The sequence below is a fragment of the Pseudokineococcus lusitanus genome, from assembly GCF_003751265.1.
In the GTDB taxonomy this organism is placed as follows: Bacteria; Actinomycetota; Actinomycetes; order Actinomycetales; family Quadrisphaeraceae; genus Pseudokineococcus; species Pseudokineococcus lusitanus.
In genome coordinates, this window is record NZ_RJKN01000004.1 from 1 (window position 1) to 16236 (window position 16236).

Annotated in this window: 13 protein-coding genes; all 13 read right to left on the bottom strand. The window is 77.7% G+C overall.

What is annotated here, in order from left to right; translation table 11 throughout:
* Window positions 1-473: 473 nt before the first annotated feature.
* A complete protein-coding gene (gene tyrS / locus EDC03_RS08175) occupies window positions 474-1739 on the bottom strand; it encodes a tyrosine--tRNA ligase (protein WP_123379763.1) in 1266 nt (421 codons plus the stop codon).
* 10 nt (window positions 1740-1749) lie between these two features.
* On the bottom strand, window positions 1750-2487 hold the full coding sequence (locus EDC03_RS08180) for a DNA-3-methyladenine glycosylase (RefSeq protein WP_123379764.1): 738 nt from the start codon (window positions 2485-2487) through the stop codon (window positions 1750-1752).
* Window positions 2484-3956, bottom strand: coding sequence for an argininosuccinate lyase (argH, locus tag EDC03_RS08185; protein ID WP_123379765.1), 1473 nt, complete (start codon window positions 3954-3956; stop codon window positions 2484-2486). The genes EDC03_RS08180 and argH overlap by 4 nt, the downstream gene beginning before the upstream one ends.
* Window positions 3949-5154 (bottom strand): argininosuccinate synthase, encoded by a 1206-nt coding sequence (locus tag EDC03_RS08190; protein ID WP_123379766.1) that lies wholly within the window; start codon window positions 5152-5154, stop codon window positions 3949-3951. The genes argH and EDC03_RS08190 overlap by 8 nt, the downstream gene beginning before the upstream one ends.
* Before the next feature lie 82 nt (window positions 5155-5236).
* Window positions 5237-5791, bottom strand: coding sequence for an arginine repressor (locus EDC03_RS18560; RefSeq protein WP_123379767.1), 555 nt, complete (start codon window positions 5789-5791; stop codon window positions 5237-5239).
* A complete protein-coding gene (locus EDC03_RS08200; RefSeq protein WP_123379768.1) occupies window positions 5788-7101 on the bottom strand; it encodes an acetylornithine transaminase in 1314 nt (437 codons plus the stop codon). Before EDC03_RS08200 ends, EDC03_RS18560 begins: the two co-directional genes overlap by 4 nt.
* The gene (gene argB / locus EDC03_RS08205; RefSeq protein ID WP_123379769.1) at window positions 7098-8057 is read right to left on the bottom strand and encodes an acetylglutamate kinase; all 960 of its coding nucleotides are present in this window, start codon (window positions 8055-8057) and stop codon (window positions 7098-7100) included. The genes EDC03_RS08200 and argB overlap by 4 nt, the downstream gene beginning before the upstream one ends.
* Window positions 8054-9205, bottom strand: a complete 1152-nt coding sequence (argJ, locus tag EDC03_RS08210) for a bifunctional glutamate N-acetyltransferase/amino-acid acetyltransferase ArgJ (protein ID WP_123379770.1) — start codon at window positions 9203-9205, stop codon at window positions 8054-8056. The genes argB and argJ overlap by 4 nt, the downstream gene beginning before the upstream one ends.
* A complete protein-coding gene (gene argC, locus EDC03_RS08215; RefSeq protein ID WP_123380059.1) occupies window positions 9202-10245 on the bottom strand; it encodes an N-acetyl-gamma-glutamyl-phosphate reductase in 1044 nt (347 codons plus the stop codon). The genes argJ and argC overlap by 4 nt, the downstream gene beginning before the upstream one ends.
* A 71-nt stretch (window positions 10246-10316) precedes the next feature.
* The gene (pheT, locus tag EDC03_RS08220; protein ID WP_123379771.1) at window positions 10317-12887 is read right to left on the bottom strand and encodes a phenylalanine--tRNA ligase subunit beta; all 2571 of its coding nucleotides are present in this window, start codon (window positions 12885-12887) and stop codon (window positions 10317-10319) included.
* Complete coding sequence (gene pheS, locus EDC03_RS08225; RefSeq protein ID WP_123379772.1) at window positions 12887-14071, bottom strand: phenylalanine--tRNA ligase subunit alpha; 1185 nt, start codon at window positions 14069-14071, stop codon at window positions 12887-12889. The genes pheT and pheS overlap by 1 nt, the downstream gene beginning before the upstream one ends.
* A gap of 68 nt (window positions 14072-14139) precedes the next feature.
* On the bottom strand, window positions 14140-15330 hold the full coding sequence (locus tag EDC03_RS08230) for a sensor histidine kinase (protein WP_123379773.1): 1191 nt from the start codon (window positions 15328-15330) through the stop codon (window positions 14140-14142).
* A complete protein-coding gene (locus tag EDC03_RS08235) occupies window positions 15327-16205 on the bottom strand; it encodes a TrmH family RNA methyltransferase (protein WP_241967097.1) in 879 nt (292 codons plus the stop codon). The genes EDC03_RS08230 and EDC03_RS08235 overlap by 4 nt, the downstream gene beginning before the upstream one ends.
* Window positions 16206-16236 lie beyond the last annotated feature (31 nt).

Here is a 16236-nt window from a genome sequence, read left to right on the forward strand (position 1 = left end):
CCCACTGGCGAGACGAGCACCCGAGATACTGCAAAAAAGCCGACCACGACCACCCAGCCACCCCGGACGGGACAACCAGACAACCCGCAGCCGACAAAATGGCATTCGACTTCGGTACGCTGTTGAGTTCTCAAGGAACGGACCTGCACCGCGGAACCCGGCCCCATGAGGCCGACCCTGTCCGGGAGGCAGTTCGTGCTCCGTACGTTACCCCAGCCGGCGAGCGGCCCCGCCGGAGCGGGTCGTGACCTCTGGGGCTCCCCGAGCGGCGGTCCGAGGACCGGGGCTGCGGGGGCGGCCTGCCCGGTGGGACCGGCCACCTCGCGGTGTCCGTCCCTCCCTGCCGGGCGACGTCGAGAAAGGTAGGTCACGGGGGCGGCCCTCGGCAAATCGGGGGCCCGCCGCCTCACCCGCGCGACGGACCGGGCATCCGCCGAGGGGCTCCCCCGGGGCGGACGCCGGCCCGGGGCGGGTCAGCGGGGCGCGGCGTCGACCGCGGCGAGGGTCCGCTTGCCGCGGCGGAGCACGGCCCACCGTCCGTGGAGCAGCTGCCCGGGGTCGAGCTCGGCGTCGCCGTCGACGACGGCCGCGTTGTTGACGTACGCGCCGCCGTCCGCGACGGCGCGGCGGGCCGCCGACCGGCTCGGGCTCAGCCCGCTGGCGGCGAGGAGCTCCACCACCGTCCTGGCGCCCTCCCCCACGGAGACCTGGGGCAGCTCGGCGAGCGCGGCCCGCAGCGTCGGCTCGTCGAGGGACGCCAGCTCCCCCCGCCCGAAGAGGGCGGCGGCCGCGGCCTCCGCGGCGACGACGGCGGCCTCCCCGTGGACGAGCGCGGTGACGTCGTGCGCGAGGGCACGCTGCGCCTCCCGGGCCCCCGGGCGCTCCTCCGTGGCGCGTTCCAGCTCCGCGATCTCCTCCGGCCCCCGGTCGGTGACCACGCGCAGGTACCGCCCCACGGAGGCGTCGTCCGACCGCAGCCAGAACTGGTGGAAGGCGTAGGGCGAGGTGAGCGCCGGGTCCACCCAGACGGTGCCCGTCTCGGTCTTCCCGAACTTCGTCCCGTCGGCCTTCGTCAGGAGCGGCACCGTGAAGCCGTGCACCGGCGTCCGCGCCACCCGGTGGACGAGGTCCACGCCGGCGGTGATGTTCCCCCACTGGTCGCTCCCCCCGAACTGCAGCGTGCACCCGTACCGGCGGTGCAGCTCGAGGTAGTCGTTGGCCTGGAGGACCTGGTAGCTGAACTCGGCGAAGCCGATGCCCTCGTCGCTCGCCATCCGCGCGGCGACGGCCTCCTTGGCGAGCATCCGCCCGACCCGGAAGTGGCGGCCCACGTCCCGCAGCAGGTCGACGGCCGACATCTGCGACGTCCAGTCGAGGTTGTTGACGAGCCGCCCCGCGGCCGGGCCGTCGAGGTCCACGTACGGCGCGATCTGCCCCCGCAGCCGCTCCACCCAGCCGGCGACGACGTCGGCGTCGTTGAGCTGCCGCTCGGAGGTCGGCTTCGGGTCGCCGATGAGCCCGGTGGCCCCTCCGACGAGCAGGAGCGGGTGGTGCCCCGCGCGCTGGAGGCGGCGGGCCACCAGCAGCTGGACGAGATGGCCGATGTGGAGGCTCGGCGCCGTCGGGTCGAAGCCGGCGTAGAAGGTCAGCGGCTGCGCCAGGGCGCCGTGCAGCGCCTCCTCGTCGGTGGACTGCCCCAGCAGCCCGCGCCACCGCAGCTCGTCGAGCACGTTCGTCACGCCACACCCCTCACGATGCGCCGCCCACGGTCGTGGACGGCCCGTCCAGCCTGCCAGAGCCCGGCGCCGCCGCCCCGGCCGTCGCGGGACGCCGTCGCGGTGCGGCGCGACGGTAGGGCGACACGGACGGCTCGTCCGCGAGGTGCAGGCGCCAGGGGTAGCGGGCGCCGTCGCCGCCCTCCCCGGAGACGCCCGTCCGGGGCCCACGACGCACCCGGGCGGCGTCGACGACGTCGGCCCCGCGCCCGAGCAACCACGGCGGGCCGCCGGCGAGGAGGTCGTGCCCGTCGGACGACCCGTCGACGCCCAGGGCGACGGTGAGGCGTGCCGGCCCCCGCGCCAGGTCGCGGTCCTCGCGGGCCGTAGGCCGACGGCTCCGCGCCAGCGCGTGCCCGGCGACGACCTCGCCCGCCCGCAGCAGGACCGCGGACGCCGTCCCGTCCGGCCCGGCGACGACGTTGACGCACCAGTGCAGCCCGTACGAGCGGTAGACGTAGAGGTGCCCCGGCGGGCCGAACATCACGGCCGTGCGCGGCGTCGGACCCCGGGCGGCGTGCGACCCGGGGTCGCCCGGGCCCGCGTACGCCTCGACCTCGGTGAGCCGCACGACGACGGTCCCCTCCGCCGTCGTGTGCGCGAGGTGGCAGCCGAGCAGGTCGGCCGCCACCTCGAGCACGGGCCCCGCGAGGGCGTCCCGGGGCACGGGCCCCGGGAGCCCCGCGGGGACGACCGGGGGGCGCGGGGTCACGCGGGCGCCGGGGCCCCGGGCAGACGCTCGGCCCACGCCCGCAGCCCGGCGCTGCGCTCCCGCGCGGCCGCCAGCTGCTCGGCCACGCGGACGGGCGCCGTCCCGCCGACGGCGTCGCGCGAGGCGATCGACCCCTCGACGGTCAGCACCTCGCGCACGGCGGGCGTGAGGTGCCCGGAGACGGCCGCGAGGTCGTCGTCCGTGAGGTCGGCGAGCTCGACGCCCCGCTCCTCGCAGCGGCGCACGCAGGCGCCCGCCACCTCGTGGGCCTCGCGGAAGGGGACCCCCGCCCGCACGAGCCAGTCCGCGACGTCGGTCGCCAGGGAGAAGCCCTGGGGCGCCAGCTCGGCCATCCGGTCGGTGCGGAAGACGAGCGTCGCCACCATCCCCGTCACCGCGGGCAGCAGCACCTGCAGGGTGTCGACGGCGTCGAACACCGGCTCCTTGTCCTCCTGCAGGTCGCGGTTGTACGCGAGCGGGAGGCCCTTGAGCGTCGTCAGCAGGCCGACGAGGTCGCCGACGAGGCGGCCGGCCTTGCCGCGGGCCAGCTCGGCCACGTCGGGGTTCTTCTTCTGGGGCATGATGCTCGACCCCGTCGAGTAGGCGTCGTCGAGCACGACGAAGGAGAACTCCTTCGTCGCCCAGAGGACGACCTCCTCCGACAGCCGCGACAGGTCCACCCCCGCCATGGCCAGGACGAAGCAGGCCTCGGCGACGACGTCGCGCGACGCCGTCCCGTCGACGGAGTTCTCGACCGGGCCGTCGAAGCCGAGCTCGGCCGCCACGGCCGCCGGGTCCAGCCCCAGCGACGAGCCCGCGAGGGCCCCCGAGCCGTACGGCGACCGGGCGGCACGGGCGTCCCAGTCGCGCAGGCGCTCGACGTCGCGCAGCAGCGGCCACGCGTGGGCGAGCAGGTGGTGCGCGAGCAGCAGCGGCTGGGCGTGCTGCAGGTGCGTCCGCCCCGGCATGGGCGCCGTCGGGTGGGCGGCCGCCTGGTCGGCGAGCGCGTCGACGAGGTCGAGGAGGAGGCCCGCGACGACGCGCAGCTCCTCGCGCAGCCACGAGCGCACGAGGGTGGCGATCTGGTCGTTGCGCGAGCGCCCCGCGCGCAGGCGGCCGCCGAGGTCCGCGCCGGCCCGCTCGAGCAGCCCTCGCTCGAGCGCGCCGTGCACGTCCTCGTCCGAGGGCAGCGGCCCGAAGGTGCCCGCCACGACGTCGGCCTCGAGGCCGTCGAGCGCGGCGAGCATGCCGTCGAGCTGCTCCGCCGTCAGCAGGCCCGCGCCGTGGAGGACCCGGGCGTGCGCCCGGGAGCCGGCGAGGTCGTGCCGCGCCAGCCGCCAGTCGAAGTGCGTCGAGCGCGAGAGCTCGGTCAGCGCGTCGGCGCTGCCGCCGGCGAAGCGGGCGCCCCACAGGCGCCCCTCCCCGGTCCCCCCGGCGGTCGCGCCCGACGCCCCGGCCGCCTCAGCCACGGGTGGCGCGCTGGTCGCGCCCGGCGGCGATCTTGCTCGGCAGGCCCCAGATGTCGACGAAGCCCTTGGCCAGCGACTGGTCGAAGGTGTCGCCCGAGTCGTAGGTGGCGAGCGAGAAGTCGTAGAGGCTCGTCGCGCTGCGGCGGCCGGTGACGACGGCGCTGCCGGCGTGCAGCGTCATCCGCACCTCGCCGGTGACGTGCTCCTGGCTCTCCGCGACGAAGACGTCGAGGGCGCGCTTCAGCGGCGAGAACCACAGGCCGTCGTAGACGAGCTCGGACCAGCGCTGGGAGACCCCGCGCTTGAAGCGGGCGAGGTCGCGCTCGAGGGTGACGTTCTCGAGCTCCTCGTGCGCCGTCAGCAGCGCGATGGCGCCCGGCGCCTCGTAGACCTCGCGGCTCTTGATGCCCACGAGGCGGTCCTCGACCATGTCGATCCGCCCGACGCCCTGGGCGCCCGCGCGGCGGTTGAGCTCCTCGATCGCCTGCAGCACCGTGACGCGGCGGCCGTCGACGGCCACCGGGACGCCGCGCTCGAAGGCGACGACGACCTCGTCCGGGCCCGGGGACTGGCCCGGCTCCTCGGTGTAGCTGTAGACGTCCTTCGTCGGCGCGTTCCAGATGTCCTCGAGGAAGCCCGTCTCGACGGCGCGGCCCCAGACGTTCTGGTCGATGGAGAACGGGTTGTTCTTCGTCGTCTCGATGGGCAGCTCGTGGGCCTGCGCGAACTCGATGGCCTTGTCGCGGGTGAGGGCCAGGTCGCGGACCGGGGCGATGCAGGACAGCTCCGGCGCGAGGCTCTGGATGCCGACCTCGAACCGCACCTGGTCGTTGCCCTTGCCGGTGCAGCCGTGGGCGACGACGGACGCGCCGTGCTGGCGGGCGGCGGCCACGAGGTGCTTGACGATGACGGGGCGCGAGATGGCCGACACGAGCGGGTAGCGGTCCATGTAGAGCGCGCCCGCCTGCAGCGCCGGCAGGCAGTACTCGTCGGCGAACTCGTCGCGGGCGTCGGCGACCTCGGCCTCGACGGCGCCGCAGGCGAGCGCGCGCTGCCGGATGACGTCGAGGTCCTCGCCGCCCTGGCCGACGTCGACGGCCACGGCCACCACCTCGGCGCCGGTGCGCTCGGCGATCCAGCCGATGGCCACGGAGGTGTCGAGCCCTCCCGAGTAGGCGAGGACGACGCGGTCGGTCACGGGTGCTCCTTGGGGGCGTGGGTGCTGGTGGTCTGGTGCTGCGGGCGGTGCGGCGGGGCGCACCGCGCGGGGGTCCGGCGGGTCAGTCTGGTGGCGGCGCGGCGCTCGTGCGCCCCGCCGCGAGGTCGAGCAGCCGGCGGGCCGTGGCCTCGCCGTCGCCGCGGCCGATGACGAGGACGGTGTCGTCACCGGCGATGGTCCCGAGGACCTCGGGCAGGACCGCCGTGTCGAGCGCCTGGGCGAGGTACTGCGCGGCGCCCGGGGGCGTGCGGACGACGACGAAGGGCCCGGAGGCCTCGGCGGTGACGAGCAGCTCCTCGCACAGCCGGGCGAGGCGGGCCAGGGACGTGCCGGGCGCCTGCGCGGCGACGGGCCGCCGGTCCCCGCCCTCGCCCGGGACGGCGTAGACGAGGCCGTGCTCGGGGTCGCGGACCTTCTGCGCGCCGATCTCCACGAGGTCGCGCGAGAGCGTCGCCTGGGTCACCTCGGTGCCCGCCGCGGCGAGCAGGCCGGCGAGCTCGGGCTGCGAGCGCACGGGCCGCGAGCGCAGGAGGTCGACGACGAGCGCCTGGCGGGCCGTCCGGGTCGCGGCCCGGCCGCCCTGCGCGGCGGCCGGCGTCTCCGCGGCGTCGCTCACGGCGTCGCCCCGGGCGCGGAGGAGGCCGCGTCGGCCGCGGCGAGGACCCCGGGCAGGGCCGCCGTGAAGGAGTCGGCCTGCTCGTCGGTGAGGACCAGTGGCGGGGCGAGCCGGACGGCGTCGGGCGCCACGGCGTTGACGACGAAGCCCGCGTCGAGGGCGGCCGCGGCCACGGCCGGGGCCTCGGGGCGCGCGAGCCGCAGCGCGAGGAGCAGCCCCTCGCCGCGGACCCCCGCGAGCAGGCCGGTGGGGTCGTCGACGGACGCGAGGTCGGCGGCCCACCGGGCGCCGAGGGACGCGGCCCGGTCGACGAGGCCGTCGCGCTCGACGACGTGGAGGACGGCGAGCGCGGCGGCGGCGCACACGGGGTTGCCGCCGAAGGTCGTGCCGTGCTGACCGGCGCCGAGCAGCGCGCCCGGCCCCTCGCCGAGCCCGACGACGGCACCGACGGGCAGCCCGCCGCCGAGCCCCTTGGCGAGGGTGACGACGTCGGCGTCCACCCGGCCGTCGGGACCGGCGGAGGCGAACCAGCGGCCGGTGCGGCCGATGCCCGTCTGGACCTCGTCGACGACGAGCAGGGCGCCGGCCTCGGCGGTGAGGGCACGGGCCCGCGCGAGGTAGCCCTCGGGCAGCGGCCTGACCCCGGCCTCCCCCTGCACCGGTTCGACGACGAGCGCCGCGACGGAGCGCCCGGCCTCCCCGGCGAGCGCCGCCTCCAGCGCGTCGACGTCGCCGTGCGGGAGGTGCCGCACGCCGCCCGGCAGCGGCTCGAAGGGGGCGCGGATGGCCTGCTTGGCCGTCATCGCGAGCGCACCCATCGTGCGGCCGTGGAAGCCGCCCTCGAGCGCCAGGACGGTGGGCCGGCCGGTGCGGCGCGCCATCTTGAAGGCGCCCTCGTTGGCCTCGGCCCCGCTGCTGCAGAGGAAGACCCGGCTGCCGGACGGCGCCCCGAGCAGCTCGAGGAGGCGCTCGGCGAGGGCGACCTGCGGGCCCGTCGCGAAGAAGTTGGAGACGTGGCCCAGCGTCGCCATCTGCGCCGTCACGGCCGCCGTCAGCACCGGGTGCGCGTGGCCGAGGGCGTTGACGGCGATGCCCGCGAGGAGGTCGAGGTAGCGCCGGCCCCGGTCGTCCCAGACCCACGCGCCCTCGCCGCGGACGAGGACCCGCTGCGGCGTGCCGTAGGTGCCCATGAGGGCGCCCGCGTAGCGGGTGGCCACGTCGCCGGGGTGCTGCAGGGCCTCGAGGCCGGGCACCTCGGCGAGCGCGCGCCCGGCGTCGCCGCCGACGGGGGTGGAGGCGGGGGCGCTCATCCGGGCACCACCTGGGTGCCGACGCCCTCGGGCGTGAAGACCTCGAGCAGCACGGCGTGCTCCACGCGGCCGTCGAGCACGGTGGCCTGCGGGACGCCGGACTGCACGGCCCGCAGGCAGGCCTCCATCTTGGGGATCATCCCGGCGTCGAGCGTGGGCAGGAGCCCCTCGAGCTCGCCCGTCGTGATCGACCGGACGAGCGAGGACCGGTCGGGCCAGTCGGCGTAGAGCCCCTCGACGTCCGTGAGGACGACGAGCTTGGCCGCGCCGAGCGCCGCGGCGATGGCCGCGGCGGCCGTGTCCGCGTTGACGTTGAGGACCGCGCCCGCGGCGAGGTCGTCGTCGACGACGACCCCCTCGGCACCGTCGGCCGTGCCCGCGACCTCGGGGGCCACCGTCGCGACGACGGGGATCCGGCCGGCCTCCAGGAGGTCGAGGACGGCCGTGGGGTCGACCTCGACGACGTCGCCGACGAGCCCGACGTCCACGGGACGGCCGTCGACGACCGCCTCCCGCCGCACGGCGCGCAGCAGGCCGGCGTCCTCGCCGGACAGGCCGACCGCGAGGGGGCCGTGGGCGTTGAGCATCCCCACGAGCTCCCGGCCGACCTGGCCGACGAGCACCATGCGGACGACGTCCATCGCCTCGGGCGAGGTGACGCGCAGGCCGCCGCGGAACTCGCTCTCGATGCCGAGCCGGTCGAGCATCGAGGAGATCTGCGGGCCGCCGCCGTGGACGACGACGGGCCGCACGCCCACCGAGCGCAGGAAGACCATGTCGGCGGCGAAGGCGCGGCGCAGCCGGTCGTCGGTCATGGCGTTGCCGCCGTACTTGACGACGACGACCTCGCCCGCGAAGCGCTGCAGCCACGGCAGGGCCTCGACGAGGACGGCGGCCTTGGCGCCGGCGGACAGGCCGGCGGCCGGGTCGCCCGGGAGGGGCTCGGCGGCGGTCACGTCGTGTACGCCGAGTTCTCGTGCACGTAGGCGTGCGTGAGGTCGTTGGTGCGCACGGTCGCCTGCGCCTGCCCTTCCTTGAGGTCCACGTCGATCGTCACGGCGCGGGCGGTGAGGTCCACGAGGTGGCGCGGCTCCCCCACGCCGCCGTCCCGGCACACCGCGACGCCGTTGAAGGAGACGTCGAGCACGGCGGGGTCGAAGGCGGCCGACGTCGTGCCGACCGCCGCCATGACGCGGCCCCAGTTGGGGTCGCGGCCGAAGATCGCGGTCTTGAGGAGGTTGCTGCGCGCGACGGCGCGGCCGACCTCCAGCGCGTCCGCCTCGGACGCCGCGCCGCGCACGGTGATCGAGACGTCGTGCTCGCTGCCCTCGGCGTCGCCGAGGAGCTGCGTCGCGAGGTCGTCGCACAGCGGCGTCAGCACCGCGGCGAGGGCGTCGGCGTCCGCGGTGACGCCGGAGGCACCGCTCGCGAGGAGCACGACGGTGTCGTTGGTCGACTGGCAGCCGTCGGAGTCGAGGCGGTCGAAGGTCAGCGCGGTCGCCCGGCGCAGGGCCGCGTCGGCGTCGGCGGGGGTGACGACCGCGTCGGTGGTGAGGACGACGAGCATCGTCGCGAGCGCCGGGGCGAGCATGCCGGCGCCCTTGGCGAGACCGCCCGCCGTCCAGCCGTCGCCGGCCGCGACGGCCTCCTTGGGACGGGTGTCCGTCGTCATGACGGCGACCGCGGCGTCGTGCCCGCCGTCGGCCCCCAGCGCGGCCGCGGCGGCGTCCACCCCGGCCAGCAGGCGGGGCCGGTCGAGCTGCTCGCCGATGATGCCGGTGGAGCAGACGACCACCTCGCCGGCGCCGACCCCGAGCAGCCCGGCGACGTGCTCGGCGGTGCCATGCGTCGTCGCGAAGCCCTCGGGGCCCGTGTAGCAGTTGGCGCCGCCGGAGTTGAGGACGACCGCCCGGCCGCGGCCGCCGCGCGCGACGACCTCGGACCACAGCACGGGCGCGGCCTTGCACCGGTTGGAGGTGAAGACGGCGGCGAGGGAGTCCTGCGGCCCGTCGTTGACGACGAGCGCGACGTCGGGGCGGCCGCTGGGCTTGAGCCCGGCGGTGACGCCGGCCGCCCGGAAGCCCGCGGGCGCGGTGACGCTCACGGCGCGAGCCCGACGAGCGGCAGACCGGTGCTCTCCGGCAGGCCCAGCGCGAGGTTCATCCCCTGCACGGCGGCCCCCGCGGTGCCCTTGACCAGGTTGTCGACGGCGGCGACCGCGACGACGCGGCCGACCCGCTCGTCGAGCGCCACCTGGAGGTGGACGGCGTTCGAGCCGGCGACGTCCTTGGTCCGCGGCCAGCGGCCCGGCGGCAGGAGGTGGACGAAGGGCTCGTCCGCGTAGGCGTCCTCCCACGCGGCGCGCACGGCGGACGCCGTGGCGCCCGGGGCGGCGTGCGCCGTCGCGGTCGCGAGGATGCCGCGCGGCATGGGCGCGAGGGTCGGGGTGAAGGAGACGGTGACGGGCCGGCCGGCGGCCTGCGAGAGGCCCTGCTCGACCTCGGGCGTGTGCCGGTGCACGCCCCCGACGCCGTAGGGGGACATCGAGCCCATGACCTCGGCGCCGAGCATCCCGACCTTGGCGGCGCGCCCCGCGCCGGACGTGCCCGACGCGGCGACGACGACGACGTCCTCGGGCTCGCAGACGCCCGCGGCCATCCCCGGGGCCAGCGCCAGGACGCACGCCGTCGGGTAGCAGCCCGGCACCGCGAGGCGGCGCGCGCCGACGAGGGCGTCGCGCTGCCGCCCTCCCCCGGCCAGCAGCAGCTCGGGGAGCGCGTACGGCCAGGTCCCGGCGTGGTCGCTGCCGTAGAAGGCCTCCCACGCGGCGGGGTCGACGAGCCGGTGGTCGGCGGCGGCGTCAACGACGAGGACGCCGTCGCCCAGCTCGGCCGCCAGGGGCCCGGAGGCGCCGTGCGGGAGGGCGAGGACCACGACGTCCGCGCCCGCGAGGGTCTCCGCGTCGGTCGGGCCGAGCACCCGGTCCGCGAGCGGCAGGAGGTGCGGGGCGTGCTCCCCCAGCGCCGAGCCCGCGCTGGAGCCCGCCGTCAGCGCCCCCACCGTCACGTCCGGGTGGCCGAGGAGGAGGCGGCACACCTCCGCCCCCGCGTACCCGCTCGCCCCGGCGACCGCCACCTGCACCATGTGCATGACCATACACACCCACGGATGGTCATGCATGCACGGGTGGTCGTGGCGGCCGCCCGGGCCCGGCGTCAGGTGCCGCGCAGCACCGCCCCGGTCGCGGCGGCCGCGGCGGCGACGGCGGCCTCCCGCACCTCGGACGCCTCGGCGGTCGTCAGGGTGCGGTCGCGGGCCCGCAGGCGCAGGGCCCACGCCAGGGAGCGGCGGCCCTCGCCGACCTGCTCGCCCTCGTAGACGTCGACGAGGCGGACCTCCTCGGCGTACGCCCCGGCGCCCCCGCGCAGGGCGCGCCCGACGGCGGCGGCCGGCACGTCGGCGTCGACGACGAGGGCGACGTCCTGCTTGACGACGGGGACGACGGGGACCGGCGCGGCCCGCCTCGGCCCCGGCAGGGCCGCGACGAGCGCGTCGAGGTCGAGCTCGAGGCCCACCGTGCGGGCGGGCAGCCCCAGCGCGGCCACGGCCCGCGGGGCCAGCTCGCCCGCGTGCCCGACGACGTCGCCCGTCGGCAGGTGCAGCCCGACGCAGCGCCCCGGGTGGAAGGGCGCGCGGTCGGGGTCGGCGACGGGGGCCAGGGGGACGCCGAGGACCTCGCCGACGAGCAGGGCGAGCTCGACGGCGTCGCGCGCGTCGACGGCGCGGCCGGCGCCCTCCCAGTCCTTGGGCACCCGACGGCCGGACAGCAGCGCCGCGAGGTGCAGCGGCTGCGCCGGCACGGCCGCGCGGACGGCGGCCTCCTCCTCGGTCGTCGGGCGGCGGGCCGTCGAGGGGCTCGGCGGCGGGGCGACGTCGCGGTGCGGCCCGGGCCGCGTCACGGCGCCGACCTCGAGCAGCGCCACGTCCTCGGCGCCGCGGCCGACGTTGCGGCGCAACGTGTCCGGCAGCGTCGCGAGGAGGCTCGTGCGCAGGAGGGGCTCCTCCTCGCGCAGCGGGTTGAGCAGGCGCAGGGCATGGCGACGCTCGTCGTCGGCGGGCAGCCCCAGCTCGTCGGCGCGGCCCGGCGCGACGAAGGGGTAGCTGAGGACCTCCACGAGGCCGGCGGCCACGAGCGCCCGCGTCACCGCGCGGACGGCGCGGCGCCGCGGCGGGAGACCGCCCTGGCCGGCCGTGCCGGGCAGGGCGCGCGGCAGCTCCGAGCCGATGGCGTCGTAGCCGTGCAGGCGGGCCACCTCCTCGACGAGGTCGGCGGCCTGGAGCAGGTCCGGCCGCCACGTCGGCGGCGTCACCTCGACGACGTCGTCGGCGCCCGCGGGGGCGACGGAGCAGCCCACCTGCGCCAGCGCCCCCGTGACGTCCTCGGCGGTGTACGCGACGCCGACGAGGCGCTCGGCCTCGCCGAGGGGCAGGCGGACCGGCGCGGGGCGGACGACGTCGCCGACGTCGACGAGCCCCTCCTCCGGCTCCCCGCCGGCGTGGGCCACGAGGAGGTCGACGGCCAGCTGCGACGCGGCCGCCGCGAGCGCGGGGTCGACCCCCCGCTCGAACCGGCGGCTCGCCTCGCTGGGCAGCTTGTGCCGGCGCGCGGTGCGCGCGACGGACACCGGGTCGAAGCAGGCCGCCTCGAGGACGACGTCGCGCGTGGCGCCCGTCACCTCCGTCGACGCACCGCCCATGACGCCGGCCAGCCCGACGGCGCGGGCGCCGTCCGTCCCGTCGGCGATGACGAGGTCCTCGGGGTCGAGCGCCCGGTCCACGTCGTCGAGCGTGACGAGGCGCTCGCCCGCCCGCGCGCGCCGGACGACGAGGTCGCCGTCGAGGCGGGCCGCGTCGTAGGCGTGGAGCGGCTGGCCGATGAGGAGCATGACGTAGTTGGTGACGTCGACGACGACCGAGACCGGTCGCACGCCCGCCTGGACGAGCCGGCGGCGCAGCCACCACGGCGTCGGGCGGGCGGGGTCGACCCCGCGCACGAGCCGGGTCGTGAACCGGGTCGCGCCCGGCCGCCCGTCGAGACCGTCGTCGGCGAGGACGACGCCGCGGCTGCCGCCGGGCGGGGCCGTGGCGACGTCGGCCACGGGGTCGCGGAAGGCGGTCGCCACGTCCAGGCGGCGGCCGTGGGCGTGCTCGCGCCCGAGGCCGCGGACGCTCAGCGCGTAGCCGCGGTCGGGGGTGACGTTGACCTCGACGACGTGGTCGTCGAGGCCGAGGAGCGCGACGGCGTCGTCGCCGGGCCGCACGCCGTCCGCCGCCGCCCCGAGCAGCTCGGTGAGGACGACGATGCCGTCCGCGCCGTCGTCGCCCAGGCCCAGCTCGGCGGCCGAGCAGATCATCCCGTCGGACACGTGCCCGTACGTGCGGCGCGGCGCGATGGCGAAGCCCCCCGGCAGCACGGCACCGGGCAGGCTGACCACCACGCGGTCGCCCGCGCCGAAGTTGGAGGCGCCGCAGACGATCCCGCGGGGCTCGGCCTCGCCGACGTCGACCTGGCACCAGTGGATCGTCTTGCCGTTCTTCTGCGGCTCCGGCTCCGCGGACAGCACGCGGCCGACGACGACGGGCCCGGTCACGTCGCCGCCCGAGAGCCCCTCCTCCTCCAGGCCCACGCGCACGAGCACCGCGGCGACGCGCTCGGCGACCTCCCGCGGCGTGCCCGTCCGGTCGACGTCGGTGACCTCGGCGAGCCAGCCCACCCCGACCCGCATCAGAGGTCGCCCCCGAGCTGACGGCTGAAGCGGACGTCGCCCTCGACCATGTCGCGCATGTCTCCCACCAGGTTGCGGAACATCAGGGTGCGCTCGATCCCCATCCCGAAGGCGAAGCCGGAGAAGCGCTCCGGGTCCACGCCCGCGGCGCGCAGCACGTGGGGGTTGACCATCCCGCAGCCGCCCCACTCGATCCAGCCGGTCGCGCCGCAGGTGCGGCACGGCACCTCGTCGGTGCGGGTGGACGACGCGTCCTCGGCGGCCGTCGCGGCGCCGACCGCCGCCGCGGAGCCGGGCGCCGTGCGGCCCGTGCCCTCGCACTGCGGGCAGCGCACGTCGAGCTCCGCGCTCGGCTCGGTGAAGGGGAAGAACGCGGGCCGCAGGCGCGTCGTCGTGCCCTCGCCCAGGAGGGCGACGGCGAGCGCGTCGAGCGTGCCGCGCAGGTGCGCCATCGTCAGGTGCTCGTCGACCGCGAGGCCCTCGACCTGCGTGAAGACGGGGGTGTGGGTGGCGTCGAGCTCGTCGGTGCGGAAGACCCGGCCGGGCACCGCGACGTAGAGGGGCGCCCCGTGGTCGAGCAGCGCCCGCGCCTGGACCGGCGAGGTGTGGGTGCGCAGCACGAGCCCGGCCTCCGCCGGCTCGACGAAGAAGGTGTCCTGCATCTGGCGGGCCGGGTGGTCGGGCCCGAAGTTGAGGGCGTCGAAGTTGAACCACCCCGCCTCGACCTCGGGTCCCTCGAGGACGTCCCAGCCGAGCCCGGTGAAGAAGTCCTCGACCCGGTCGACGAGCCCGCTGAGGGGGTGGCGCGCCCCGCGCGGCAGGCGCGCGGTCGGCTGCGTGAGGTCCTGCGCCTCCGTGACGAGGACGGCGGCGTCGCGCTCGGCCTCGAGCGCCTCGCGCCGCTCGGCGGCCGCGGCGGAGACCCGCCGACGGGCCTGCCCGACGCTCTTGCCGGCGGCGGCCTTCTCCGGCCCGGGCAGGGACCCGATGGCGCGGTTGGCCAGCGAGAGCGGGCTCCGCTCGCCGGTGTGGGCCCGCACGACGGCGGTGAGGGCGTCGAGGTCCGGCGCGGCGGCCAGCGCGGCGAGCGCGGCCTCCTCCGCCGCCCCGACGGCCGCGGCGTCCCGGGGGTCGACGGCGGTCGCGTCCTCGGCGGGCTCGGGGGTCTCGGTGGGGTCGGGCACGGGGGCAGAGTCTAGGGAGGTCGCCCGCCGGGCCTCGCCCCCCTTTCCCCCGCGCCGGTGGAGGGGGCTCAGCCGGCGTGCGGGCGGACGACGGGCACGCCCGCCGTCCGCGGGCCGGCCGGGAGGTCGGCGCCGAGGTCGGCGAGGAGGTCGGCGTGCGCGTCGGCGGTCGGGTCGCCCGTCGGCAGGGTGAGGACGAAGCGGGCGCCGCCGAGGTCGGAGCGCCGGACGACGATGCGGCCGCCGTGCGCCTCGACGAGGCCGCGGACGACGTAGAGCCCGAGGCCCGTGCCGCCCCGGCTCTCCCCGCGCCAGAACTTCGAGAAGACGTTGGGGATGTGCTCCTCGGCGATCCCGCGGCCCGCGTCCTCGACGCAGACGACGACGGCCTCGGCGTCGGCGCGCGGCTCGTCGTCGAGCGCCTCCGCCGTCAGCGGGCCGGTGCCGAGGGAGAGGCGGACGAGGCCGTCGCCGTGCCGGACGGCGTTCTCGACGAGGTTGCCGAGGACCTGGTCCAGCCGGTCGCGGTCGACCCAGACCTCGGGCAGGTCGGCGGCGGGCGGCGCCACGACCTCGACGCGCGCCGGGTCGAGGCCCGAGGCGACGGCCCGTCCGGCGTGGGCCCGCAGCGCCTCGCCGACGTCGAGCGGCAGCGTGCGCACCTCGAGCCGCCCCGCGTCGATGCGGGAGATGTCGAGGAGCTCGGTGATGAGGCGGGTGACGCGGTCGGCGTCGTGCTCGACCGTCCGGAGCATGAGCTGCTTCTGCTCGTCGGTGAAGCGGTCCCAGCGCCGCAGGAGCGTCGAGGTGAAGCCCTTGACGCTCGTGAGTGGCGAGCGGAGCTCGTGCGCCACCGTCGCGATGAGGCCGGCCGAGTCCTCCTGCGTCCGGCGCCGCTCCCCCGTGGTCCGCAGCGACAGGACGACGCGGCTCACGGGCTCGCCGCGGCCCGGGCGCACGTACCGCGCGGCGACGAGCAGCTCGCGCCCGCCCGGCTGCACGAGCAGGCGCTCGCGGTGCCCGCGGCGGGTGGCGAGGCCGCCCCAGGGGTCCGTGCACGCCCACCAGCGGCGCCCGGAGGCGTCCTGCCAGGGCAGCGCCTCGCGGACGTCGCGGCCGAGGAGGTCGGCCGCGGCCAGGCCGAGGCAGCGCTCCGCCTCGCGGGTGACGACGACGACCCGGGCGTCGGCGTCCGCCACGACGAGGCCGTCGGGCACGTCCGCGGGGTCCAGCGCCGTGACGCCGTCGGGGACGCTCACGCGGGACCCGTCGCGCCGGCCGGCAGGTCCCCGGCCCGGCGGCCCTGGCGCCCCCCGCGGGCGGCGGCGTAGAGGCACACCGTCGCGGCCGTGGCGAGGTTGAGGCTCTCCGCCCGCCCGTGGACCGGGACCCGGACGACGTCGTCGGCCAGCGCGAGGGCCGCGGGCGGGAGGCCCTGCGCCTCGGTGCCGAACACCCACGCGACGGGCCCGGCGAGGGGGCCGCCGTCCTCCGCGAGGCCGAGGCGGGCGGCGTCGGCGCGGTCGGACAGGTCGTCGAGGTCGACGTCGCCCTCGCCGTCGGCGGCCAGGACGGCGCAGCCGGCGTCCCGCAGACCTGCGAGCGCGGCGTCGAGGTCCGCGCCCACGACGACGGGGAGGTGGAAGAGGCTGCCCGCCGTCGAGCGGACGCACTTGGGGTTGTACGGGTCGACGCTGCCCGCCGTGAGGACGACGGCGTCCGCGCCGGCCGCGTCGGCGGCGCGCAGGACGGTGCCGGCGTTCCCGGGGTCGCGGACCTCGTGGAGGACCGCGACGAGCCGCGGGGAGGCGGCGAGCACCTCGGCGAGGGGGACGTCGACGGGACGGCAGACGGCCACGAGCCCCTGCGGGGTGACGGTGTCGGCCATCGCGGCGAGCACCTCGTCGGTGCAGGGCCGGACGGGCACGCCCCGCTCGAGGGCGGCGGCGACGACGTCGTCGTGCCGGGCCAGCGCCTCCGGCGTGCCGTAGAGGTCGCGGACGGCGCCCGCGGGCACCGCCTCGCGCACGGCCTGGGGCCCCTCCGCGAGGAAGAGCCCGGCCCGGACGCGGGCGGGGCGCCCCGCCAGCCGCCGCACCGACCGCACCCGCTCGGCGCGGGGGCTGGTCAGCACGGCGGCGTCGGGACGCCCCGTCGTCGCGCTC

Excerpts from the sequence above, each read along its gene's own strand:
- pheT (WP_123379771.1), bottom strand. The coding sequence starts at position 12,887 with ATGCGGGTCGGGGTGGGCTGGCTCGCCGAGGTCACCGACGTCGACCGG.
- EDC03_RS08200 (WP_123379768.1), bottom strand. The coding sequence starts at position 7,101 with ATGAGCGCCCCCGCCTCCACCCCCGTCGGCGGCGACGCCGGGCGCGCG.
- argC (WP_123380059.1), bottom strand. The coding sequence starts at position 10,245 with ATGGTGCAGGTGGCGGTCGCCGGGGCGAGCGGGTACGCGGGGGCGGAG.